This window comes from Streptomyces sp. NBC_01477 (assembly GCF_036227245.1).
In the GTDB taxonomy this organism is placed as follows: Bacteria; Actinomycetota; Actinomycetes; order Streptomycetales; family Streptomycetaceae; genus Actinacidiphila.
Map to the genome: position 1 here is coordinate 2,849,806 of NZ_CP109445.1, position 20,504 is coordinate 2,870,309.

Annotated in this window: 21 protein-coding genes and 1 pseudogene; 8 read left to right on the forward strand and 14 right to left on the reverse strand. The window is 72.4% G+C overall.

What is annotated here, in order from left to right; all coding sequences use genetic code 11:
- Nucleotides 1-92: 92 nt before the first annotated feature.
- From OHA86_RS11440 to OHA86_RS11450, 3 genes are all read right to left on the reverse strand, one after another.
- A complete protein-coding gene (locus OHA86_RS11440; RefSeq protein ID WP_329174688.1) occupies nt 93-335 on the reverse strand; it encodes a hypothetical protein in 243 nt (80 codons plus the stop codon).
- Nucleotides 336-682: 347 nt separating this feature from the next.
- Entirely contained in the window at nt 683-1,282 is a 600-nt protein-coding gene (locus tag OHA86_RS11445) for a hypothetical protein (RefSeq protein WP_329174690.1), read from the reverse strand.
- A 404-nt stretch (nt 1,283-1,686) separates the two neighbouring features.
- The gene (locus OHA86_RS11450; RefSeq protein WP_329174692.1) at nt 1,687-2,610 is read right to left on the reverse strand and encodes an NmrA family NAD(P)-binding protein; all 924 of its coding nucleotides are present in this window, start codon (nt 2,608-2,610) and stop codon (nt 1,687-1,689) included.
- Between the two features lie 105 nt (nt 2,611-2,715).
- Here OHA86_RS11450 and OHA86_RS11455 point away from each other — a divergent pair, with 105 nt between their 5' ends.
- Together OHA86_RS11455 and OHA86_RS11460 are read left to right on the forward strand one after the other, a co-directional pair.
- On the forward strand, nt 2,716-3,270 hold the full coding sequence (locus OHA86_RS11455; RefSeq protein ID WP_329174694.1) for a TetR/AcrR family transcriptional regulator: 555 nt from the start codon (nt 2,716-2,718) through the stop codon (nt 3,268-3,270).
- Between the two features lie 252 nt (nt 3,271-3,522).
- A pseudogene (locus tag OHA86_RS11460) lies at nt 3,523-3,744 on the forward strand (helix-turn-helix transcriptional regulator); the annotation flags it as partial.
- A 76-nt stretch (nt 3,745-3,820) separates the two neighbouring features.
- On the opposite strand, the gene OHA86_RS11465 reads toward OHA86_RS11460, so the two are convergent.
- The 3 genes from OHA86_RS11465 to OHA86_RS11475 all read right to left on the reverse strand — a co-directional run bounded on the left by OHA86_RS11465 (nt 3,821) and on the right by OHA86_RS11475 (nt 5,948).
- A complete protein-coding gene (locus OHA86_RS11465) occupies nt 3,821-5,116 on the reverse strand; it encodes a phosphatase PAP2 family protein (protein ID WP_329182364.1) in 1,296 nt (431 codons plus the stop codon).
- A gap of 326 nt (nt 5,117-5,442) precedes the next feature.
- Nucleotides 5,443-5,649, reverse strand: coding sequence for a CsbD family protein (locus tag OHA86_RS11470; RefSeq protein WP_443071703.1), 207 nt, complete (start codon nt 5,647-5,649; stop codon nt 5,443-5,445).
- Nucleotides 5,650-5,777: 128 nt separating this feature from the next.
- Nucleotides 5,778-5,948 (reverse strand): hydrophobic protein, encoded by a 171-nt coding sequence (locus OHA86_RS11475; protein ID WP_329174696.1) that lies wholly within the window; start codon nt 5,946-5,948, stop codon nt 5,778-5,780.
- Here OHA86_RS11475 and OHA86_RS11480 point away from each other — a divergent pair.
- The 6 genes from OHA86_RS11480 to OHA86_RS11505 all read left to right on the forward strand — a co-directional run bounded on the left by OHA86_RS11480 (nt 5,947) and on the right by OHA86_RS11505 (nt 10,691).
- On the forward strand, nt 5,947-6,123 hold the full coding sequence (locus tag OHA86_RS11480; RefSeq protein WP_329174698.1) for a hypothetical protein: 177 nt from the start codon (nt 5,947-5,949) through the stop codon (nt 6,121-6,123). The two genes, OHA86_RS11475 and OHA86_RS11480, sit on opposite strands and share 2 nt — an antisense overlap.
- A 130-nt stretch (nt 6,124-6,253) precedes the next feature.
- The gene (locus tag OHA86_RS11485) at nt 6,254-6,601 is read left to right on the forward strand and encodes an STAS domain-containing protein (protein ID WP_329174699.1); all 348 of its coding nucleotides are present in this window, start codon (nt 6,254-6,256) and stop codon (nt 6,599-6,601) included.
- 262 nt (nt 6,602-6,863) lie between these two features.
- Nucleotides 6,864-7,310, forward strand: coding sequence for an ATP-binding protein (locus OHA86_RS11490; protein WP_329174701.1), 447 nt, complete (start codon nt 6,864-6,866; stop codon nt 7,308-7,310).
- A gap of 176 nt (nt 7,311-7,486) precedes the next feature.
- The gene (locus OHA86_RS11495; protein WP_329174703.1) at nt 7,487-9,142 is read left to right on the forward strand and encodes a PP2C family protein-serine/threonine phosphatase; all 1,656 of its coding nucleotides are present in this window, start codon (nt 7,487-7,489) and stop codon (nt 9,140-9,142) included.
- Entirely contained in the window at nt 9,139-10,263 is a 1,125-nt protein-coding gene (locus OHA86_RS11500) for a cobalamin B12-binding domain-containing protein (RefSeq protein WP_329174705.1), read from the forward strand. Before OHA86_RS11495 ends, OHA86_RS11500 begins: the two co-directional genes overlap by 4 nt.
- On the forward strand, nt 10,260-10,691 hold the full coding sequence (locus OHA86_RS11505) for an STAS domain-containing protein (protein ID WP_329174707.1): 432 nt from the start codon (nt 10,260-10,262) through the stop codon (nt 10,689-10,691). The genes OHA86_RS11500 and OHA86_RS11505 overlap by 4 nt, the downstream gene beginning before the upstream one ends.
- Before the next feature lie 239 nt (nt 10,692-10,930).
- On the opposite strand, the gene dhaK is transcribed toward OHA86_RS11505, so the two are convergent.
- From dhaK to OHA86_RS11545, 8 genes are all read right to left on the reverse strand, one after another.
- Nucleotides 10,931-11,926: a dihydroxyacetone kinase subunit DhaK gene (dhaK, locus tag OHA86_RS11510; RefSeq protein ID WP_329174709.1), complete on the reverse strand. Its 996-nt coding sequence runs from the start codon at nt 11,924-11,926 to the stop codon at nt 10,931-10,933.
- The gene (gene dhaL / locus OHA86_RS11515) at nt 11,923-12,624 is read right to left on the reverse strand and encodes a dihydroxyacetone kinase subunit DhaL (protein WP_329174711.1); all 702 of its coding nucleotides are present in this window, start codon (nt 12,622-12,624) and stop codon (nt 11,923-11,925) included. Before dhaL ends, dhaK begins: the two co-directional genes overlap by 4 nt.
- 24 nt (nt 12,625-12,648) lie before the next feature.
- Entirely contained in the window at nt 12,649-13,509 is an 861-nt protein-coding gene (locus tag OHA86_RS11520) for an HAD-IA family hydrolase (protein WP_329174712.1), read from the reverse strand.
- A gap of 4 nt (nt 13,510-13,513) precedes the next feature.
- Complete coding sequence (locus tag OHA86_RS11525; protein ID WP_329174713.1) at nt 13,514-14,374, reverse strand: class II fructose-bisphosphate aldolase; 861 nt, start codon at nt 14,372-14,374, stop codon at nt 13,514-13,516.
- Nucleotides 14,375-14,569: 195 nt separating this feature from the next.
- Nucleotides 14,570-16,855 (reverse strand): LuxR C-terminal-related transcriptional regulator, encoded by a 2,286-nt coding sequence (locus OHA86_RS11530; protein WP_329174714.1) that lies wholly within the window; start codon nt 16,853-16,855, stop codon nt 14,570-14,572.
- A 131-nt stretch (nt 16,856-16,986) separates the two neighbouring features.
- Complete coding sequence (locus OHA86_RS11535; RefSeq protein WP_329174715.1) at nt 16,987-17,988, reverse strand: class I SAM-dependent methyltransferase; 1,002 nt, start codon at nt 17,986-17,988, stop codon at nt 16,987-16,989.
- Nucleotides 17,985-19,181 (reverse strand): DegT/DnrJ/EryC1/StrS family aminotransferase, encoded by a 1,197-nt coding sequence (locus tag OHA86_RS11540; protein ID WP_329174717.1) that lies wholly within the window; start codon nt 19,179-19,181, stop codon nt 17,985-17,987. Before OHA86_RS11540 ends, OHA86_RS11535 begins: the two co-directional genes overlap by 4 nt.
- A gap of 116 nt (nt 19,182-19,297) precedes the next feature.
- Complete coding sequence (locus tag OHA86_RS11545) at nt 19,298-20,401, reverse strand: type III polyketide synthase (protein WP_443071706.1); 1,104 nt, start codon at nt 20,399-20,401, stop codon at nt 19,298-19,300.
- Nucleotides 20,402-20,504 lie beyond the last annotated feature (103 nt).

The window sequence follows — 20,504 nt, forward strand, 5'->3', positions numbered from 1 at the left end:
GCGGCAGGGCTGGTTGTGCGGGGAAGTGCACGACGTCAGGAACGTCCTCGGGCGTACCGCCGGTCGTCCGGAGCCGGGGTCCGGTTCCCGCGTCATCCGCACATCACGGAGGAAGCACCCGACAACGCCGCCATCAGCAACATCACGGTGGACCGGCAGCAGCCAACCAGCCCGGTGGGGCCCCTGGGGGCGCCCTCGAAGGCCGCCGTGAGCCGCTGTCCGGACGGCCGGGAGGACGACAGGTCCGGGCGGATGAGGAGGAGGGCGCGGTCGGCGGGGTAGGTCGTGTCGGGCCGGCGGTCGAGGGACAGCTGGCAGAGGTCGTGCACGTTCATGCCGAAGCCGCGGCGGGCGGTCTCGGACAGCCGGCCGCGGTCACGCCATTCGGCCGCCCGCTCATCGGCCCACGCCGGCCTCCTCGTACGAGAGCGGCCGGCCCGGTCCGGACGGTACGGGGGTGCCCCGGTACCCGTACCGGGGCACCCGGATCGCGGAGCCGCCGTCGGCCGTCGGCTGTCGCCGTGCCGACGGCGGCCACCGGGGCCGCGGCCCGGGCATCCCGTGCCGCGGCCGGGCCGCCCGGGCCGGGCGAAGGCGTCCATGACGCGATGCCCGGGATCTCGCGCCCGGCCGTCGCACCGGCCCGCGGATCCCTTGCCGGGGCAGCCCTCAGGCCGCCGCGTCAGATCGTCGGTGTGTCGTCGACGACTTCCTCATGCGGTTCGACAACGAACTTCCAGCCGTCGCTGGGCTCCAGGAAGCGCACCCGGGTCGGGTAGATGTCCAGGGCGCGGCGGTCGCGGTTCTGGCCGTTCGGGCTCTTCCGGCCCCGGATCGGCTCCTCGAACAGGTCGACCTTGACTTCCGGCACCGCGACGACTTCCTCGCTCCAGCGCTGGACGATCCCCGCGCCGAATGCTTCCCGCGCGGCGGTGTAGAGCGAATCGAGGGATTCCTTGTCCCCGCCCGGCACAAAGAGGGCGAGATTCAGCAGAATTCCGGCGCTCTGCAGAACCTCGATTTCCTCCCCCGCCGCGTCGGCAATCCAGATCCCGCGCTCCTCCGCGTTGTCCGGCAGGAGCTGGATTTCGTCACCGAATATCGTCCGCGCGGTGAAGGACCCTCCTTCAAAGCTCTTGCCCGGCCGCGAGAGGTTGGCCGGGGCGTAGCAGTCAAGAGGAAGCCCCTCCGTCTCCGCGGAGACGAAGATGCCGTCCTGGGGCCCCAGTTCGGCGACCTCCTGGGCCGTAAGACGTCGAGCCGTAACCTTCTCGGTATTCACACCGTTCCCCTTTTCCGTGGTGCCCTGTGAATTAACCACGACTCTATCACGAAAAATAGGCCCTCCAGCGCGTCAGCAACCGCGGAAACCAGCAGTGCCAATTGCGCTGACCGAGGCCACGGTAATTTACCCGTTCGATGTCACAGGCGACGGGTACCCTGCGCAGTCCGGTACGACGAACAGCGTCTGTTTGTCCTCGGATCATATGGACGGAGGGTCCAGGGACGTCCCTGGACCCTCCGTCTTTGGAAGCGATTCCGTTACGAGCCCGGGTGCCGCCGCCGCATTCCCGTACGCACTCCGCGAGATCCGTCGTCCGCCGTGCCGGACTCGGCCGCGTGCTCCCGGAGCAGCCGGACAAGGAGAGGCGGGAGGCGGGATTCGGGGCGAGGTCCGGGGGTGGGTCAGGCGGTGGCGCGGATGTGGTGCCGCGCCCATTCCTCGAAGCTCGTGAGGGAGAGGCCGAGGTCCTTCGCGTACTGCGGGCGGCCCGGCTGGCCGGCCACGTTCAGCCACTCATGGGTGGCGCCCATCGGCGGCATTCCGGCGGCGAGCGCCTCCTCCTCGGTCATGTCGGGCGCGGACAGTCGCGTACCCAGGGCGCGGGAGAGGACCTCGGCGATCTCCGCCATCGACAGGTAGTCGCTCGCCAACTCCAGCTCGACGCCGTCGAATCGCTCCGGCGCGGCGATGGCCGCGGCGGCGGCGGCGCCGATGTCGTCCACGGCGACCAGGGACAGCCGGGTCCCGGGCTTCACCACGCTCACCAGGCCGCCCGCGGTGCCGCGCGGGAAGAGGAACGCCATGGACGGGAGGAAGTTCTCCATGAAGAAGCCCGGCTTGAGAAGCGTCCAGTGCGGGAAGTCGGCCGCACGGACCCGGTCCTGGATCGCGCTCTTGGCACCGAGCGTGGGTTCCATCGAAGCCCAGCGGCCTTCGGCCCAGCCGGGGACTTCGGTGTGCCGGCCGGCGCCGGTGACGGAGGTGTGCACGAACTGCGGCACTCCGGCGGCCTTGGCGCCCTCGACGAGGTTGACGCCCTGGGCCACCTCCCCTTCGAAATCGAAGCCGTCCGCGGTGATGCCGGGCATCTGCACGGAGAAGACGGCGCGGGCGCCCTCGGCGGCCCTGGTCACGGAATCGCGGTCGTGGAGGTCGCCGGTGACCAGTTCGGCGCCGAGCGCCTCTACGGCCTTGGCACGGTCGGTGGCCGGGTCGCGCACCAGGGCGCGGACGGGAACACCCGCCGCGAGCAGGGCGCGGGCGGTGGCCCCGCCCTGCCTGCCGGTGGCGCCGGTGACCAGGACGGGTGCAGAAGTTGCGGGCATGGTGCTTCCTCGGATCGCTCGCCGAAACTAAACGGCGGGGTCCGCCGTTTACGTTCCGCTACGATACGGCGGGGGCCGCCACTTAACAATCCCGGAGGTGACGCCGTGCCCGAGCACCAGCGTGCGGACGCCCGACGCAACTACGCGCGCATCCTCGCTGTGGCCGAGGAGGAGGTCGCCGCCCGTGGCGCCCACGCCTCCCTCGAACAGATCGCCCGCACCGCGGGAGTCGGCTCGGCGACCGTGCGCCGGCACTTCCCCACCCGCCGCGCACTGCTGGAGGCGGTCTCCCGGAACCGGATCGAGGCCCTCGCCGTCCGCGCCCACGACCTGACCGGCCAGGGCGACAGCCGGGACGCGCTCCTGGAATGGCTGGACGACGTCGTCGCCTACTCCGTGTCCGCCCGGGGCCTGGCGGCGGCACTGGCCCACGACGGCCCGGTGCACGAGAACAGCTGCTCGGCGGCGCTGGAAGAGGCGGCAGGCCCGCTGCTGCACCGCGCCGCGCAGGACGGCGCGGTGGCCACCGACGTCACCGTCGCCGACCTGATCACCCTGGTCGTCGGCATCGTCCTGGCCACCGAGCACTACTCCGACCCCGGCACCCGGGCGACCCGCCTCTTCCGCCTGGCCGTGGCAGGCCTGAGCCCGCAGAACTGACCCCCGAAAACCTTCGGCGCCCGGCGGCGGATCTCCGGCACCCGCCGCGGAGCGGCATGCGGTACTCGCCGCCCCCGGCCCGGTCAGTCGTCCCCACCTCCGACCCCGACGACCTGACCGCCCTGGGCGGCGGGCGCCAGGTGACCGTGATCAAGGTCTGACGCCGGCCGCAGGCCCGTGGTCGCGCTCACCCAACGGCGGCTAATCAAGGCAGAATTCGTTGCCCTCGGGGTCGGTCAGGACGAGGAAGCCGAACTCGCCGACCGGCTCGGCGTCACGTCGCGCACGGTCCGGCGCGATGTCGAGCGGCTGCGCACGCTGGGCTATCAGGTGCACGTCAGTCAGGGTGCCGGCGGCGGCTACCGGCTCGGCCCCGGGCAGGACCTGCCGCCGCTGCTGCTCGACGACGAGGAGGCGATCGCCACCGCGGTCTCCCTGCTCGCGGGCGCGGGCGCGGGTGCGGGTGGCGCCGGTGGCGCGGGCAGCACGGGCGGCGGCGACACGGAGGCGCCGTGACCCGCGAGCGGCGCGCCGGGCGCGTACGGCCCGCTCACCGGGACCGCGCGACCGCCGTCCGCACCAATTCGGGCTGCGCTTCCAGCCGCTGCGCCGGTACGAGCACCGGTTCCCAGCGTTTGGCGGTCCGTACGTAGCCGTGGATCACGGAGGCCATCGCCAGCAGGAGAAGCGGGCCGAACACCCACGGATGGTCGGCCATCGTCGTCGGCAGACAGCGGTACGACACCAGGAGCGCGGCGAAGACCGTCGCGCCATAAGCGGCCAGCCGGATTCCCGCCCGGTCCCAGCCGCGGTCGAACGAGCGGATCGCCGCTTCTGTCGTGAGCGAGAACACGACGCCGGCGATGAGGTCCACGCCGTAGTGGTAGCCGAATCCGAGCGTCGCGGTGAGGGTGGCTACCAGCCAGAAAGCGCCGGCGTACCGCAGGAATCGCGGGCCCTTGCGGGAGTGGATGAAGATGGCGGTGGCCCATGCCGCGTGCAGGCTGGGCATGCAGTTGCGCGGGGTGATTCCGTCGAAGCGCATCGGGTGCGGGGCACCGATCGGCGGCGGGGTGTTCGGCCACACATCGGCCAGCGCCCAGTGGCCGCCGTCCGCGCCGTAGGCGAAGACCGGTCCGACCACCGGGAAGATCATGTAGATGCCCGGCCCGATGAGGCCGATGATCAGGAAGGTGCGCACCAGATGGTGGCGCGGGAAGCGCCGCTCGGCCGCCACGTGGCGCAGCTGGTACACCGCGACGACGACCGCGGCGAGCGCGAGCTGTATGTAGATGTAGTCGAGGGCGTGGGTGCCGATCGGGCCCGAGGCCCTGACGATCCGGCCCACCTGCCACGACGGGTTGCCCAGCGCGTGATCGGCGGTCGCCGTGTACTGGTCGAGCACCATGGGCCGGGTCTTGGAGGTGATCAGCAGCCAGGTGTCGCCGGTCTTGCGGCCGGTCACCAGCAGCAGGCCGAGACCGACGCCCTTGAGCAGCAGCGCGCGCTCCCGGCCGGTGCGGCGGGTGACGGCGATGACGGCGCAGCCCAGCAGCACCCACAGCGCGCCGTTGCCGAAGGTCGGCTCCGCGTCGGCCGCCCACCGCACCAGCAGGAAGACGATGTCGATGCCGACCGCGGCGCCGACCGCGATGAGCCGTTGCCGCCAGGTGAGCACCACCAGCATCAGACCCATGCTGGCGTACAGCAGGAAGCCCGACTTGGGGGCGAACACCACCTCTTGCGCCTGGCTGGTGAGCGGTCCCGGCAGGCCGTAGTGGCGTGCGGCGATCTCCAACGCGATGAAGAATCCGAGGACCACGGCGCCCGCCGCGGCCCACAGGATCGCCCGCGGCCGGCGCCACCCGGCGGGTGTTGCGCTGCTGCTTATTCGCGAAAACACCCGCGATGCTATAGGTATCAATTGTCTGGCCGATGTGTGAGGTGTGCGCAGTAGGCCACCCTTCGGGCCGGATGATCTGACGTTCCGGTGAAGGACGGGCGACGATGGAGCCACCGCCGGGAGTCCGAACATGCTATCGGAGCGGCCCGGGGGCGTTCTGGCTGGTCACCGGGAGGCGCGGCCACCGCACCCGGACGCGGCGGCCCCGGGCGTGCGTCTGCCCGCCCGGAGGGATCCTCCGGGCGGGCAGCGGGTGGAACGTGACGGGCTCAGTCGTGGGTGTGGAAGATGTCCTTCGCCGCGTCCTTGGCCTTCTCGCCGGCCTGGCGGGCGTCGGCCTGGGCCTGCTCGGCGCGGCCTTCGGCCTCCAGGCGCTCGTTGCCGACGGCGTGGCCGATGGTCTCCTTCACCTTGCCCTTGGCCTGGTCGACCTTGGCGTGCGTCTTGCTGTTGTCACCCATGACGTCATGTCCCATTCGTAGTCGTGTGACGGTCTGCGTGCGGTGGCCTCAAAAGGAGGCCGGGCCGTTGCGCGTTCGAGGCCACCTCGGTGCCCGGGTGCGGTCCCGGGCCCGTGCGCCGCACCGGGCTCGCGCCCGGTCGGCTACCAGCGGTACCAGCGGCCCCGGCTGCCGTTGGAGCCGGTCGAGCGCACCAGGAATCCCAGCGCCCACAGGACCAGCACGATGATGCCGACCCACAAAAGCAATTTCACTGCGAAGCCCGCGCCGATAAGGATCAGCGCCAGCAGAAGAACAATGAGCAACGGTGCCATGATGATCAACCTCCGAAATGTCGCCTACCCCCGGATCAACCGGCCAATCCTTCAGATTCCCGAGGTTCTGGATGGAAAGACCGCCCGGTTTTTCACGGCGGGCGATCCGGTGGTGCCGAAGGGGGTGCCCTTCACTTGCGTCGGCGCCGTTCAAGCGCTTCGGCGACCTTCTTGACCGACTCCGGACTTTCAAACGTCGGGCGCCCGGACTTCTCGGCGCCCGGCCCCGCGATGCGTCGGCCGGGCGGGACGGGGTATCGTCCGGCCACCGTACGAGGAGGACGGGACGTGATGGGGAGGCCGGTATGACGGGGCATGGTGCGGCGGTGTCCGCCCGGGCCGCCGAGGGCGGGGTGTGGCTGGTGCGGATCGCGGGCGAGTTCGACGACGGCCACACGGTGGAGATGGCGGACGCGCTCCAGCGGGGTCTGCACGCCGCAGGACGGCTCACCGTGGTGGACGCCTCGGACGTGGCCTTCGCGGACTCCTCGGTCCTGGACACCCTGCTGCGGGCCAGGGCCGAATACGCCGCTGCGGGCAGGGAGCTGGTGATCGCGGGTCCCAGCCTCGCCGTACGCCGGCTCCTCGACGTGACCGGTACGGCGTCGGCCTTCGTCGTGGCCGACAGCCTCCAGGCGGCGATGACGTATTGACGCCGCCACGCGCGCACCTTCGGGCCCCGGGAAGGGGGCGGGAATGGCGGCGCGGGAGCCGGGCATACGGGCATCTGTCGTGAACGGGGAAGAAGAAGGCGAGCAGTACGGCGCGGGTACGGGCAGCGGGCCCGACAGCGCCGCCGGACCCCCTGCGGGAATTCCGGTGACCGGCCCGGACGGGATTCCGGCGCCCGGCACGGGAGCCCGCGCGGACGGGATTCCGGCGTCCCCCACGGCGGCACCCGGGGAGGTGGTTCCGGTGCCCCATGCGAAGGCACCCGCGGCGGGAATTCCGCCGCCCGGCACGGAAGCCCGCACCGCGGGGATTCCGGCGACCAGCGCGGAAGCCCGCGCCGCCGTCCTGGCGGTGCTGGAGAGCTGCTTCGGCGGTCCCGGGAACGGCCGGCCGCAGGACGTGGTGGTAGCGGACGTCCTCCTGGTCACCTCGGAGCTGGTCACCAACGCCCACCGGCACGGCGGCGGGCTGACCCATTTCACCGCCGAGGTCGACGGGGACGCGCTGCGCCTGTGTGTCGGCGACGCGAGCCCCGTGCGTCCGGTCAGCCCGCCCGCGCCGGCCGTACCGGCGGAGATACCCCGGATCGGCGGCTACGGCTGGCAGATGGTGCGCCGGCTGGCCCGCGAGGTCACGGTCACCACCCACAGCGCCGGCAAGACCATCTCCGCCGTGCTCATGCTGACCTGAGGGGCGGCACCACCGGACCCGTACGCCCTCCGCGTCCCGGTCCGGCGGCGCTCCGGCAACTCACGAGGGCCGCACGCGGGTTGGTTGCCAGAAAGACGCGGCATGCGGGATGGTTATTTGAAAACAGCAATTCCTTTGAGATGAGGTGAGGGATTCGCCCAGCGGGTCCTCAGCATATGGTTTCCACTCGCGCGCAGACCGGCGCCGGCGCACAGCACGGTTCGCTGTGGAACCATGCTCCCTACCCCGCCCTGGTCGCCGACCTCCAGGGCACTGTCGTGCTGCGCAACGACGCCGCCGGGGTGGTCCTGCCCGCGGCCCGGCCCGGGGCACGCCTGGCTGACGTGGTCCCGTCCTGGCTGTCGGAGGCGCACGACGCCCTGCGGGCGCCCGGCGCGCGGGCCGGACAAGGGACCGGCGTACCGCTGTCGGGGGAGATCGGTGAGCGCAGCTTCGAGGCGCATCCCAGCACGCAGGACGACGGCACGGTCGTGTGGTGGCTGGTGGACGACACCGACCACCGGCTGGCGCGGGAAGCCCTGCACATGGAGCGGGAGCGGACCGCGTTCCTGGCCGAGGCGTCCAGCACTCTGCTGTCCTCGCTGAACCTGGGGCGCTGCATGGACGTGGTCGCGCAGCTGGCCGCCGAGCACCTCGCCGACGCGGCGCTGGTGATCGCGCCGACGCGCGGGCAGCGGCTGCCGGTGGTGACCTGCCTGCGCGGCGGCAGCCCGGCGCTGTCCCACGAGCCGGTGGACCCGGACGAAGTGCCGGGTCTCGGCGAGGCGTTGCGCGGCTTCCCGCCGGTGCCCTCGCGGTGGATCGACCCCGGGTCGGCGCCGGACTGGCTGGTGCCGGAGGGCTTCGGGCGTGTCGGCTCGATCGTGATCACCCCGCTGCCCGGTCACGGCGTCGCGGCCGGTGTCCTGGTCCTGCTGCGCCGCGCCGGCAGTGCGACCTTCACCGAGAGCGAGGAGGTCTTCGCCCGGCTGTTCGCCGCGCGGGCGGGAGCGGCGATGTCGGCCGCCCGGCTGTACGCGGAGCAGTCCTCGATCACCGAGGTCCTGATGCGGGAGCTGCTCCCGCCGTCGCTGCACCAGATCTCGGGGGTGGATTTCGCCGGCGGCTACCGGCCGTCGGCCGACCACGAGCGGGTCGGCGGGGACTTCTACGACGTCCACCCCGCCGTCATCGAGGGTGAGGCGTCGCTGATCGCGCTCGGGGATGTGTGCGGCAAGGGGCTGGAAGCCGCCGTGCTGACCGGCAAGATCCGCAACACCCTGCACGCCCTGCTGCCGATGGCCGACGACCACCAGCGGATGATCAGCCTGCTCAACACCGCGCTGCTCAATTCGCACCACACCCGCTTCGCGACCCTGGTCCTGGCCTCGGCCGTACGCAAGGGCAGCGAGGTGGACCTGCGGCTGACCAGCGCCGGGCACCCGAGCCCGCTGATCGTCCGGGCGAGCAGCGAGGTGGAGGAGGCCGAGACCCGCGGCACCCTGGTGGGGGCCATGCCGAGCGCCCCCGCCCGGACCACCAGCCTCACCCTCGCGCCCGGGGAGTCCTGCGTGCTCTACACCGACGGGATCACCGAGGCGAAGGGCGGCCCGATGGGCGGTGCGCACTTCGGTGAGGAAAGGCTCCGGCGGGCGCTGTCGGAATGCGCCGGCATGCCGTCGGAGAGCATCGTCGAGCACATCCAGATGCTGACCTCCCAGTGGGTCGGCCAGGGCTCCCACGACGACATGGCCGTCGTCGTGATCTCCGCGCCCCGCACTCACCATCTCACCGCGGTGAACGGACGGACTCGGGGCAGATTCACCGCATGAGTGCGCGTAGTCCACACCGTCTTTCCGGAGGCGGCGCGGTCCAGCAGACGGCTGACGAGCTGTGGGAAGCCGTCTCGGTGTGCGACGAGTACACCGCCGTCGGCGCGGTGCTGCGCGCGCTGGAGGACGGCGTCGATCCGGAGAGCGTGCTGCTGGACGTGATTGCGCCCGTGCAGGGCAGGGTCGGGGCGGAGTGGGCCGCCAACCGCCTCAGCGTGGCCGCGGAGCACGCCGCCACCGCCATCAGCGAACGGGCTGTCGCCGCGCTCGCCCTGCACCCCGCCGCCCGCACCGCCCCGACGCGGGGCAGGGTCACGGTGGCCTGCGTGGACGGGGAGTGGCACGCGCTGCCCGCCCGGCTGCTGGCCGAGGTCCTGAGACTGCGCGGCTGGCACGTGGACTACCTCGGCGCCCAGGTCCCGTCCCCGCACCTGATCGCCCATCTGCACCGCACGGACGCCGCCGTGGTCGCCCTCTCGGGCTCGATCGCGACCCGGCTGCCCGCCGCGCACGCCGCGATCACCGCCTGCCAGGCGGTCGGCGTCCCCGTACTCGTCGGGGGCGCCGCTTTCGGACCCGACGGCCGTTACGCCCGGCTGCTCGGTGCCGACGCCTGGGCTCCCGACGCGCGCGCCGCGGCCGACCGCCTCGCCCGGGGCCGGCTGCCCCGCCCGCGGCGCGACCACCAGCCGATCGAGGACCTGCCCCACCTGGCCGACCAGGAGTACACCATGGTCGCCCGCAGCAGCGGCTCGCTCGTACGGGCCGTCCTCGCCGGCCTGGAGGACGGCTTCCCCGCGATGCGGGCGTACAGCGCGCTCCAGCGGGAGCACACGGCGGAGGACCTCGCGCACATCGTGGACTTCCTCGCCACCGCGCTCTATCTCGGGGATGAGGAACTCTTCGCCTCGTTCATCTGCTGGACCGCGGAGATCCTGACCGCTCGCGGCGTACCCGCGCGGAGCCTGCCGCCGGCCCTGGACATCCTGGCCGGCGAGCTGAAGGACTTCCCGCGGGCCACCCGCGTTCTCGCACGCGGCACCGACGCGCTGGCCTCCGTCCTTCGGAGCGGCACCGGTCGGACCGCCGCCGATCGCACCACCACCGGGAGGCAGGCATGACCACGATGCCGTCCGCACACCTGCGCCTGACCACGGTCGACTCCGAGGACACCGTCCGCATCGAGCTGCACGGCGATCTCGACTACGACAACGCCGAAGTCCTGCTGGCCGCCGTCACCGCGAAGATCGCCGACAACCCGCGCCTTGGCCACCTGCACCTGCACTGCGCCGGGCTGGTCGACGTCGACACCATGGGGCTGTCCGTGCTGCTGATGATCCGGCGCCGGACCCGCCACGCGGGCGTACGCCTCCATCTGGACGGGCGCACCGCGCAGTTGGACCGGCTGCTGGACGTCACGGGCAGCCTGGACTACCTCACGGCGCCCGCCGACGGCGCCGAGGAGTCCTCCCTCGGCGGCGGAAGTCCCTCCAGCGCGGGCGGGGAGGCGCAGGCGGCCCGGCCCAGCGGTCCTGACAGCACCAGCTGACACCGCACGGGGCGGTCCGGCCGTCCGGCGCCGTCGCCCTGGTCACCGCCGGGGCCCGACGGCCACCTCGGCGACACCGTCTACCTGCGCTACGGCAGCTGACCGCGCCCGGACGACGCGCGGGGGTGCGGGACCCGGTCCCGTAACCCCCGTCGGTACCGCGCGTCCGTACCGCCGGCCGGTGGACACCCGCACGTGGACGCCCGCCCGTGGACGCCCGCCCTCGCGCCGTCCGCCGGTCAGAAGACGCGGAGCGCGATCTCGGCCGGGGCGGCGAGCAGTTCGGAGATCTCGTCGTCCAGCCGGACCAGCGAGAGGGACGCGCCGGCCATGTCGAGCGAGGTGCAGTATTCGCCGACGTAGCTGCGCCGGATCTCGATGCCGCGCTCGGCCAGTTGCTTGTGGGCCCGCCCGTACACCAGGTACAGCTCGCTTATCGGTGTGCCGCCGAGGCCGTTGACCATGAGCGCGACCTTGTCGCCCGAGGTGTACGGCAGGTCGTCCACCACCGCGGTGAGCAGTTCGCGCACCAGTTCGTCGGCCGGCTGGAGCTTCTCCCGGGTCCGGCCGGGCTCGCCGTGGATGCCGACGCCCATCTCGACCTCGTCGTCGGGCAGTTCGAACAGCGGGGAGCCCTTGGCCGGCGGGGTGCAGGCGGTGAGGGCCATGCCCATGGTGCGGGTGACGGCGTTGACCTTCTCGCCGATGCGGTACAGCTCGTCGAGGTCGGCGCCGCGCTCGGCGGCGGCGCAGACGGCCTTCATGACGAAGAAGTTGCCCGCCACCCCGCGCCGGCCGACGGTGTACGTCGAGTCCTGGACGGCCACGTCGTCGTCGACGAAGAGGGTACGGACGGTGTAGCCGTCGGCCTGCGACAGCTCCTCGGCCATCTCGAAGGCCATCCGGTCCCCGGTGTAGTTGTTGACCAGCAGCAGGACGCCCTTCGGGGAGGCGACCAGCTTGACCGTCTCGTAGACGAAGTCGGCCGGCGGGGCGGCGAAGACGTCGCCGGGACAGGCCGCGTCGAGCATGCCCTTGCCGACGTTCATGACGTGCGCCGGCTCGTGGCCGGAGCCCGACCCCTGGACGACGGAGACCTTGTCCTCCCGCGGAGCGTCGGCGCGCATGATCAGGTTGTACTCGGGGACGTACCTGAGGGTGTCGGGGTTGGCCAGGGCCAGCCCCTCCAGCATCTGCGGGACGTAGTCCTTCGGGTCGTTGACGAATTTCTTCATGCCGTCGCTCCTGGTGCTGTCGGTGCGGGAGGTGTGGGACAGTCACGCGCGTCCCACTCGGCGGCGATGCGCTCCGCCATGACCGCGATCGCCACGGCGCCCGGGTCGGGCGAGCCGATGCTGCGCTCCCCCGTGTAGCTCTGGCGGCCACGCCTGGCCTGCATGGGCGTCGTCGCGTCGGCGGCGCTGCGCGCCGTCGTGGCGGCCAGCCGGGCGAGTTCCGCCCCGCTCGGCGCCGCCCCGCCGGCGGACAGCCGCCGCTCCACGGCGTCGGTCATCGGGATCAGCGCGTCCAGCAGCGTCTTGTCCCCGAGGTCGGACTTGCCGCGTGCCTTGATCCCTTCTGCCGCGGCCCGCAGCATCGCCACCGCGTCCGCGGCGTTCAGCTCGGGCCGGCCCTTGACGGCCGCCGCGGCCCGCAGGAAGGCGGTGCCCCATAGCGGGCCCGAGGTGCCGCCGACCCGCTTGGAGATCACCACGGCGACCTTCCGCAGGAAGGCGTCGGGCGGACCGTCGGCTTCGAGGGTGTGCCAGTCGGCGAGCACGATCTCGAAGCCGCGGGCGAGCGAGAAACCGAAGTCCCCGTCTCCCGCGACGGCGTCGAGGTCGCCGAAGGTCCCTTCGTTGTCGACCGAGGTGCTGGCGATGGTCCTGACGACGAAGGCGAGGTCGCCCACATGTGTCGATGGCATAGACATGGCTCTCTCCTGACTGCCGCGACGTCAGTTCTGACGGGGATGGGATACGGGGGGTGGCCCGGAGGCCGGCGGGTCGGACGTGGCGGGGACGCCGGGGACGCCCGCCTTGTCCGCCGTGAGCAGGAAGGCCAGGTCGGCGAATTCCACCCAGTGCCCCGGGTGCGCGCCGAGCGGGTCGTCCAGCACGTCGGCGACCTTCTCCTCCGGGGGCGGGTCGCCGAGCGAGGTGACCACCAGGGCCGCCCCGGTGAAGTCCTCCTCGCGGGTGTAGGCGCTGGTCGTGACGGCGCAGACCAGTCCGGCGGCGAGCGCGGCCAGCATCCCGTTGCGGCTGTCCTCGATCGCGACCGCGTCGGCCGGGGAGACGCCGAGCTGCTGGACGGCGTATGCGTAGATGTCGGGGGCGGGCTTCTTGCGCGGAACCACGTCCCCGGCGTACACGCCGAACCGCGGGGCCAGTTCGGGGCCCATGGCGAGTTCCAGCACGCTGCGGACGGAGGCCTCGGCCGAGGTGGAGGCGACGGCGAGCGTCCATCCTGCCTCATGGGCCGCCGCGGCGACCCGCCGCACACCGGGCCGCGGCGGGATGGCCCCGCTGCGGATGATCCCGGTGTAGATCCCGGTCTTGCGCCGGTGCCAGCGGGCGACCTGCTCCTCGCGCGCGTCCGGGTCGGCGGGCAGTCCCGCGGCGGCGACGACGTCGGGCGTCAGCATCGCCCGCATCCGCTCCTTGCCGCCGCCGACCTTCACCATCCGCGCGTAGTCCGCCTCGCTCCACCGCACCGGCAGGCCGAACTCCTCGAACGTGGTGTTGAACGCGGGCAGGTGGCCGTAGCGCTCGGTGTCGGCGAGGACGCCGTCGCAGTCGAAGATCAGCGCGGGCACGGTGTCAGCCCGCCCGGCCGGCGCTGCCGAACAGCGTCATCAGGGAGCCGGCCAGGTCGATGACGTCCTCCCGGACGGACCGGAACAGCGAGGGCGGGTCCCACTTCTGCCGCTCGGCGGCGGCGGTGAGGAAGGCCAGGTTCGACTTCATGAACGTCTCCTTGAGCGCGGTGGAGATGTTGACCTTCGCGCACCCCCGGGAGATCAGGTCGCGGAACTGCTCGTCGGACAGCCCGCTGCCGCCGTGCAGCGCGATCGGCACCGGATAGGCCGCGACCAGGTCGGACACCCGCTGCGCGTCGAGCACCGGTGCCTTCTTGTACGACCCGTGGGCGTTGCCGATGGCCGGTGCGAAGACGTCGACCCGTGTGGTCCGCAGGAAGTCCAGGGCGACCGCGAGATCCTGCTGCTCGGCGGCGCTGTCGCTGCCTATGCCGTCCTCGACGCCGGTGATCGACTCGATCTCGCCCTCGACGGCGGCCCCGAACCCGCGGGCCTCCGCGACGACCTCGACGGTCTGCCGCATGTTCTCGGCGACCGGCAGCCTGGAGGCGTCGAAGAGCACCGAGTTCCAGCCCTGCCGCAGGCACTCGGTGATGACCTCGCGCTCCGGGCAGTGGTCCAGGTGCAAGGTGACGGGCACCTCGATACCGGCGGTCATCGACGTCCACATCGCGTACAGGACGTCGCTGCCGATGGTCCTGACCGTCTTCACGGAGGTCTGCACGATCAGCGGCGACGACTTCTCCACGGCGGCGGCCAGTACGGCCTCCAGGGTGAGGTCGTTGACGACGTTGATCGCGGGTACGCCGTAGCGCTCGTCGAACGCTGCGGACAGGATCTCGGTCAGCGGTACAACAGCCACGACGCCTCCACGGTTCGCCCTTGCCGCTCCATTGGACCCCCGGGTACCGCCCCCCGCCACTTGGCGAGGGGGCGGCCGGGCGGCGGTGTGGGCCGGTCGGGTGAACGGGGGAAGCCGTGGTTCCGGGAACGCGGGGATCCGGGGGCGCGGGGGCCCGCGGGGGCCGGGCGGGGGCGCCGGTGGGGGTGCCCCCGCTCAGGAGGCGGACAGGCGGCGGGTGACCTGGACGCGGGACTGGCAGCCGAGCTTGCGCATCACCTTGCGGAGGTGGTTCACGACGGTCCATTCGGCGATGCCCAGCTCACGGGCGATGACCCGGTTGGTCAGGCCCTCGGCCACCAGCAGGGCGACCTCCAGCTCGCGCTTGGTCAGCAGGTCCGCGACCTCGGCGGGCACCTCCGGCACGGCGGCCGGCGCCGGGTCGTCGCCCGGGATCAGCCGCAGGGCCGCCTCCCAGGCCAGGCCGGCGCCCGAGCGCCAGGCCCGGGCGTACTCGTCGGAGCCGAGTTCCTGGCAGGCGGCGGCGAGGACCGGGGTGACCAGCGCGGTCAGCGGCCTCGGCCGGGGCGGGCCCGTCCTGCGGCGCAGGTGTTCCGCCAGGCCCAGGACGGAGGTGAGCAGCCGCCAGTCGGTCACCCGGCGCCACTTCCACACGGTGGCCGCCAGCAGTTCCAGGCACTCGGGGCGCTCGGGCGCGTCGGGCAGGGCGCCGATCTGCCGGGCGGCGTCGGCGAAGAGCGCGCGGGCCTGCGCGGAGTCGTGCTCCAGCCAGCGGACGGTGGCGAGTACGTATCTGGCCAGCGGCGCGCCGGCCGCGTCGTCCCGGCCGAGGTCGGACTCCAGGGCGGCCAGTGCCCGTTCGCCGGCCCGGGTCAGGCTGCCCGCGTCCCGCAGGACGGCCGCGAGCCGCCGGGTGAGCCGCCGCCGCTCGGCCGCCGCGCCGTCCGCGGCCGGGTCGGCCGGTACGGCCAGGCCCTCCTCGAAGCGGCGGCGCGCCCGGTCGAGGTCGCCCGCCGCGTAGGCCTCGTCGCCGAGCAGCCCCAGACACCGCACCGCGCCGTCCCGGTCGTGCAGCGCCCGGTAGGCGTCCCTGGCCCGGTCGAGGTGGCCGCGGGCCGACGCGGAGGCCAGCAGCAGGGCCGACGCGCCGGCCGCCTCCAGGGTGCGGGCGTGCAGCCGCGGGTCGTCGACCCCGGCCCGCAGCACCTCCTCGGCCAGCCGCAGGCACTGCCGGGCCTGGGCCGCTCCGGCGGACTGGCCCCGCAGCGCGTGCGCGATCACCGCCATGGCCCGCCCGTCGCCGGCCTCCCGCCAGTGGTCGAAGGCCGCCAGCAGGTCCGCGCGGGTCTCGGGTCCGGGCCCAGGCCTGCCGCCGGTCGCCCGGGCGTCGGCGACGGTACGGAAGTATTCGGCGTGCGCCTGCCGGAGCGCCGCGTGGACCGGCAGCCGGGCCAGCGCGCCGGCCGCGGCGAGCCGTACCGCGCTGGGGATGCTCAGCCGCAGCTCGCCGTCGTGCCGCTCGTCGGCGATCAGGGCGCTCTTGTCGATGAGCTGTTCCATGGTCCTGAAGGTGCCGCCGCCGAAGCCGTCCACCACGCCGACGGCCGCGCGCATGGTGAACTGCCCCTCGAAGACGGCCAGATGGGTCAGCTGCCGGCGCTCGTCCGCGCGCAGCCGGGCGAAGACCCAGGACACCATGTCGCTCACGCTGGCGTGCCGCGAGTACGGGTGGTGGTCGAATCTGCGCAGGTCGCAGGCCCCTTGTTCGAACCGCTCCAGGATCAGGTCGGGTTCGGCCAGCTTGACCTGCGCGGCAGCCAGTTCGATCGCCAGCGGGAGGCCGCCGACCCGCCGGCACAGCGCGAGCACATGGCGCGCGTTGGCCGCCGTCAGCGTGAATTCCGGCCGCACCGCCCGCGCGCACTGCACGAACAGCTCGACGGCCGGGACGCGGGCGACGGCCGCCAGGTCGTCGTCCTCGGCCGCGCCGGCGACCGGCAGCGGCCCGAGCCGGACGACCCGCTCGCCGTACAGGCCGAGCCGGGCCGTGCCGACGGAGACGATGCGCACCTGCGGGCAGCGCCTGCGCAGTTCCGCGACCAGCGGGGCGAGGTCGTCGGCGACGTCCTCGTAGTGGTCGAACAGCAGGGTGTGCTTGCCCGCGCCGACCCTTTCCAGGGCCTTCCTGACGCGCGGCGAGCCCTCGTAGCACTGTTCCCTGAGCTGCCGGAGCATCAGGCCGGCCACGGAGGTGTCCGTGACCTGCCCGAAGTCGAAGACCTCGACCGCGCGGCCCGGCCGGCTCTCCTGGTGGCGGAAGAACTCCATCACCATGCGGCTCTTGCCCACCCCGGCGGGGCCGGTCACCGTCACGAGACCGGCCTCCGGGGCGGCGGTCACCGCGGCGAGCCGCTCCAGGTCACGGGAGCGGCCGATCAGCGCCGTCGGGGTGGTGCCGATGTATCCGGCAGGACTTGTCATCCGATTGAGCAGCAGGTCGCCGAGGCCTGACGTCTCCTCGTGACCCTTCGTAGGAGCTGCGGCGGCACCGGTCATGGCAACGCATGCCTCCACCACTAGTCCGTTGCGCTCCCGCCCACACCGCCGGTCTGCTACCGGGCGAAGATCAATGTGGCCGGCGACGCCGTGGTCTGGAAGGTGATGTCCTCGTAGCCGGTCTTGGTGAGCCAGTCGTGGTAGTCCGAGCGCCGCCAGGTGCTGCCGTGCCTGCTCTTGAGCAGCATCTCCGCGGCGAAGGTCAGCGGGTACGGCGGCCCGCTGCGGTCGTCGTCGACGATGTAGTCGGAGACGACCAGGGTGCCGCCGGGCTTGAGGACGCTGCGCACCTTGGCGAAGACCGCCATGTTGTCCTCGGGGCCCTCCTGGTGGGCGATGTTGGAGTACACCACCACGTCGTAGGCGGCGGAGGTGCCCAGCTCCGTGGTGTGGAAGTCGCCGTCCACGTAGGTGACGCGGTCGCCCACGCCCCGCTCGGCCAGCAGCCGGCGGGCGATCGCGTTGATCGGCGCCCAGTCGAGCTGCGTGGAGCGGGCGACCGGGTTGCGTTCGAGCCAGATGCCCGAGTAGACGCCGGAGCCGCCGCCGATGTCGAGGATCGAGATGTCGCCGGCCTCGGCGACCTTCAGGGTGTCGGCGGCGATCGTCGCCACCGGGACGGACTGCGCGGCGAGGGCCTGGACCAGTTCCTCCCAGTGCGGGTTGTCGGCCACCTCGACCACCGCGTCGGTCAGCGGACCGCCGGCGCGGACGACCTCGGGCAGCCCCGCCAGCGAGGCCATGTGGCCCGCCTTGAGCTTGGCGAAGCCGCTCAGGCAGGTGGGCCGGCCCTCCACCAGGAAGGCGGACGCCTCCGGGGAGTTGCGGTAGTGGCCGTCGCGCAGTTCGACCAGGCCGACGCTGACCAGGCCGTCGAGCAGGGCCTGCGCGCCGCGGTGCGAGATCGCGGCGCGGTCGGCGAGCTGGTCGGCGGTGGTCGCGCCGTCCTCCAGGTGCGTGAACAGCGAGTGGCTCGCCGCCGCTCCCAGGATGCCGGTGGCCCAGTAGCCGGTGATGAGCCGCATGATCCGATCCGATGTCGGCTGGTCGTCGCTCATGACGCCCCTTCCTGGTTCTCGGGCTGGTTGTCGACGGGGGATGTCGCCGCGGGTCCGCGCTGCGGTCCCGCGTTGTTCCGCAGGGCGGCGCGCAGCGACGTCACGACCCGCTCGGCCTGATCGACGGTGAGTTCGGCGTGCATGGGGATGGCGAGCTGGCGCCGGAAGAGGTCCGCCGAGACCGGGCAGGTCTGCTTGGTCCGGTAGACCGGCTGCAGATGGCTGGCCCACGTGCCGTGCCCGCAGCCGATGCCCTGGGCCCGCAGTTCGGCGGCGACGCCGGCGCGGTCCACCCGCGGGTCCAGCGCCACCAGGTAGGACTGCCAGGCGTGGGTGCGGTCGGCCGGGACGTGCGGCAGCGTGAGCAGCTCCTCGTCCTTGAGCAGTTCCGCGTAGCGCGCGGCCACCGTGTTGCGCCGCTCCAGCAGCTCCTCGATCCGGCCCAGCTGCACCTGGAGGATCGCGGCGGCGATGTCGGACAGCTTGTAGTTGTAGCCGATCTCGGTGAACTCCGGGATCGGCAGGCCGACGATCTGCGACTTGTCGAAGATGCTGCCGATGCCGAACGACGACCGCAGCCGTACGTCGGCCCCGACCGCCGGGTCGGCGGCCAGCAGGGCGCCGCCCTCGCCGCTGGTGATGCCCTTGCGGCCGTGGAAGGACAGGCAGCCCACCGGTGCCAGCGCTCCCGCGGGGCGCCCCTGGTAGGTGGCGCCGACCGCGCAGGCGGCGTCCTCGACCAGGAACAGGCCGTGCCGTTCGGTGATCGCCAGCAGTTCGGCGTAGTCGGCCGGCAGGCCGACGGTGTCCACCGCGATGACGCCGACCGTCCGCGGGCCGATCAGGTCGGCCACCGCCTGCGGGTCGATGGTGCCGGTGTCGGGGCGTACGTCGGCGAAGACCGGGACCGCGCCGAGGTAGTGGGCCGCGTGGGCCGGGGCGGGGAAGGTGTAGTCGGCGACGATCACCTCGTCGCCCGGTTTGACGCCGAGCGCGAGCAGCGCCAGGTGCAGGGCGGCGGCGCAACTGCTCAGCGTGACCGCGTCGGCGACCCCGTAGCGCTCGGCCAGTTCCACCTCCAGCGCTTTGCCCCGGGGGCCCTGACCGGCCGTCCAGTCCGACGAGAACACCTCCTCGACGGCTGCCAGCTCCTTCTTGCCCAAACTCGCGTGAACCAAGGGAATCGGGTCCAACGTGGCCACCTCCGGCGACGCTTCAGGAGACCGGAGGCCGGCCCGCGGACCTCCGGTCGGAACGAACATGCTGCTTTCCGCGCCCGCGTGGACGAGTGGGTCGTGTGCGCGACGTGTCACGCCAGGGGGGTCGCCGAAGCGGCGAGCGGGGTCGGTTCCGCGGTCCGCGGCGCGTCCGTCACCCAGCTGCCCACGGCCATCTCGGCGGTGATGCCCGGGCCGAAGCCGGCGATGATGCCGCTGGCGCCGGGCAGCATCGTGTCCTCCTCGAACAGCCTGCGCAGGGCCTCCAGCACGACGGCGCTGGCGATGTTCCCGTAGTCGGTCAGGGTCGCCCAGCTGTGCCGGAACATGCTCCGGTCGACGTTGAGGAACTTGCACAGGTCGTCCAGGATCCGCGGACCGCCGGCGTGGATGATGTAGAAGTCCAGGTTGGCGACGTCCCAGCCGTGCTCGGCGGCGAGATCGCGCAGCACCGGGGCCAGCGGTTCCATCGTCCCCGGCACCCGGCGGTCCAGCTGGAAGTGGAAGCCGGTGGAGCGTACGGCGTAGGAGATCCAGTCCTCGGTGCCCGGGATGAGGTAGGAGGCGTTGCGCTCCAGGCGCATGCCGGTGCCCCCGGTGTCCCGGACGACGGCGGCCGCGACCGCGTCGCCGAACAGCCCGTCGGACAGCAGCGCGCCGATGTTGTCGTCGACCGGCTGGTAGCACAGCGAGCACAGCTCGCAGGAGACGATCAGCACGTTGGACTCGGGGTGGGCCTGGCAGAAGTCGTAGGCGCGGTTGATCGCCGCGCCGCCGGCCGCGCAGCCGAGCTGCGCGATGGGTATCTGCCGGGTGTCGTACCTGAACCCCATGGTGTTGATCAGCCAGGCGGTGAGCGAGGGCATCATGAAGCCGGTGCAGGAGACGTAGATAATGGCGTCGATGTCCTGGGCCGTCACGCCCGCGTTCGCCAGCGCCTTTTCGATGACCTCGGGGCACCGCTTCTTCGACTCGACCTCGTAGATCCGGTTGCGCTCCTCGAAGCCCGGGTGGCTCAGGGTCTTCTCGATGGGCTGGACGATATGCCGCTTGCGGACCCCGGTCTTCTGGATCAGCCGGAGCGCCAACGGAAGCTGCGGCTTTCCCTTGTGCACCTTCTTGGCAAATTCCAGGGTGTCTTCCATGGTGATGACGTATTCCGGCACGCTCACCGCTGGCTTGCACAGAGTTGCCATACCTGGCATCCGCCTTCTGTGGGTAGAGATTTCCCCGTGATCTCGTGACGCTGCCCACCCGTCACAGCAGGACCGGCCGTATCGCGGCCACCTGCAGGGTGCA

Coding starts and splice junctions, on each gene's coding strand:
- OHA86_RS11440 (WP_329174688.1), bottom strand. CDS start 335: ATGAACGTGCACGACCTCTGCCAGCTGTCCCTCGACCGCCGGCCCGAC.
- OHA86_RS11450 (WP_329174692.1), bottom strand. CDS start 2,610: ATGCCCGCAACTTCTGCACCCGTCCTGGTCACCGGCGCCACCGGCAGG.
- OHA86_RS11470 (WP_443071703.1), bottom strand. CDS start 5,649: ATGGGACATGACGTCATGGGTGACAACAGCAAGACGCACGCCAAGGTC.
- OHA86_RS11480 (WP_329174698.1), top strand. CDS start 5,947: ATGATGATCAACCTCCGAAATGTCGCCTACCCCCGGATCAACCGGCCA.
- OHA86_RS11475 (WP_329174696.1), bottom strand. CDS start 5,948: ATGGCACCGTTGCTCATTGTTCTTCTGCTGGCGCTGATCCTTATCGGC.
- OHA86_RS11485 (WP_329174699.1), top strand. CDS start 6,254: ATGACGGGGCATGGTGCGGCGGTGTCCGCCCGGGCCGCCGAGGGCGGG.
- OHA86_RS11495 (WP_329174703.1), top strand. CDS start 7,487: ATGGTTTCCACTCGCGCGCAGACCGGCGCCGGCGCACAGCACGGTTCG.
- OHA86_RS11500 (WP_329174705.1), top strand. CDS start 9,139: ATGAGTGCGCGTAGTCCACACCGTCTTTCCGGAGGCGGCGCGGTCCAG.
- OHA86_RS11505 (WP_329174707.1), top strand. CDS start 10,260: ATGACCACGATGCCGTCCGCACACCTGCGCCTGACCACGGTCGACTCC.
- dhaK (WP_329174709.1), bottom strand. CDS start 11,926: ATGAAGAAATTCGTCAACGACCCGAAGGACTACGTCCCGCAGATGCTG.
- dhaL (WP_329174711.1), bottom strand. CDS start 12,624: ATGTCTATGCCATCGACACATGTGGGCGACCTCGCCTTCGTCGTCAGG.
- OHA86_RS11530 (WP_329174714.1), bottom strand. CDS start 16,855: ATGACAAGTCCTGCCGGATACATCGGCACCACCCCGACGGCGCTGATC.
- OHA86_RS11535 (WP_329174715.1), bottom strand. CDS start 17,988: ATGAGCGACGACCAGCCGACATCGGATCGGATCATGCGGCTCATCACC.
- OHA86_RS11545 (WP_443071706.1), bottom strand. CDS start 20,401: ATGGCAACTCTGTGCAAGCCAGCGGTGAGCGTGCCGGAATACGTCATC.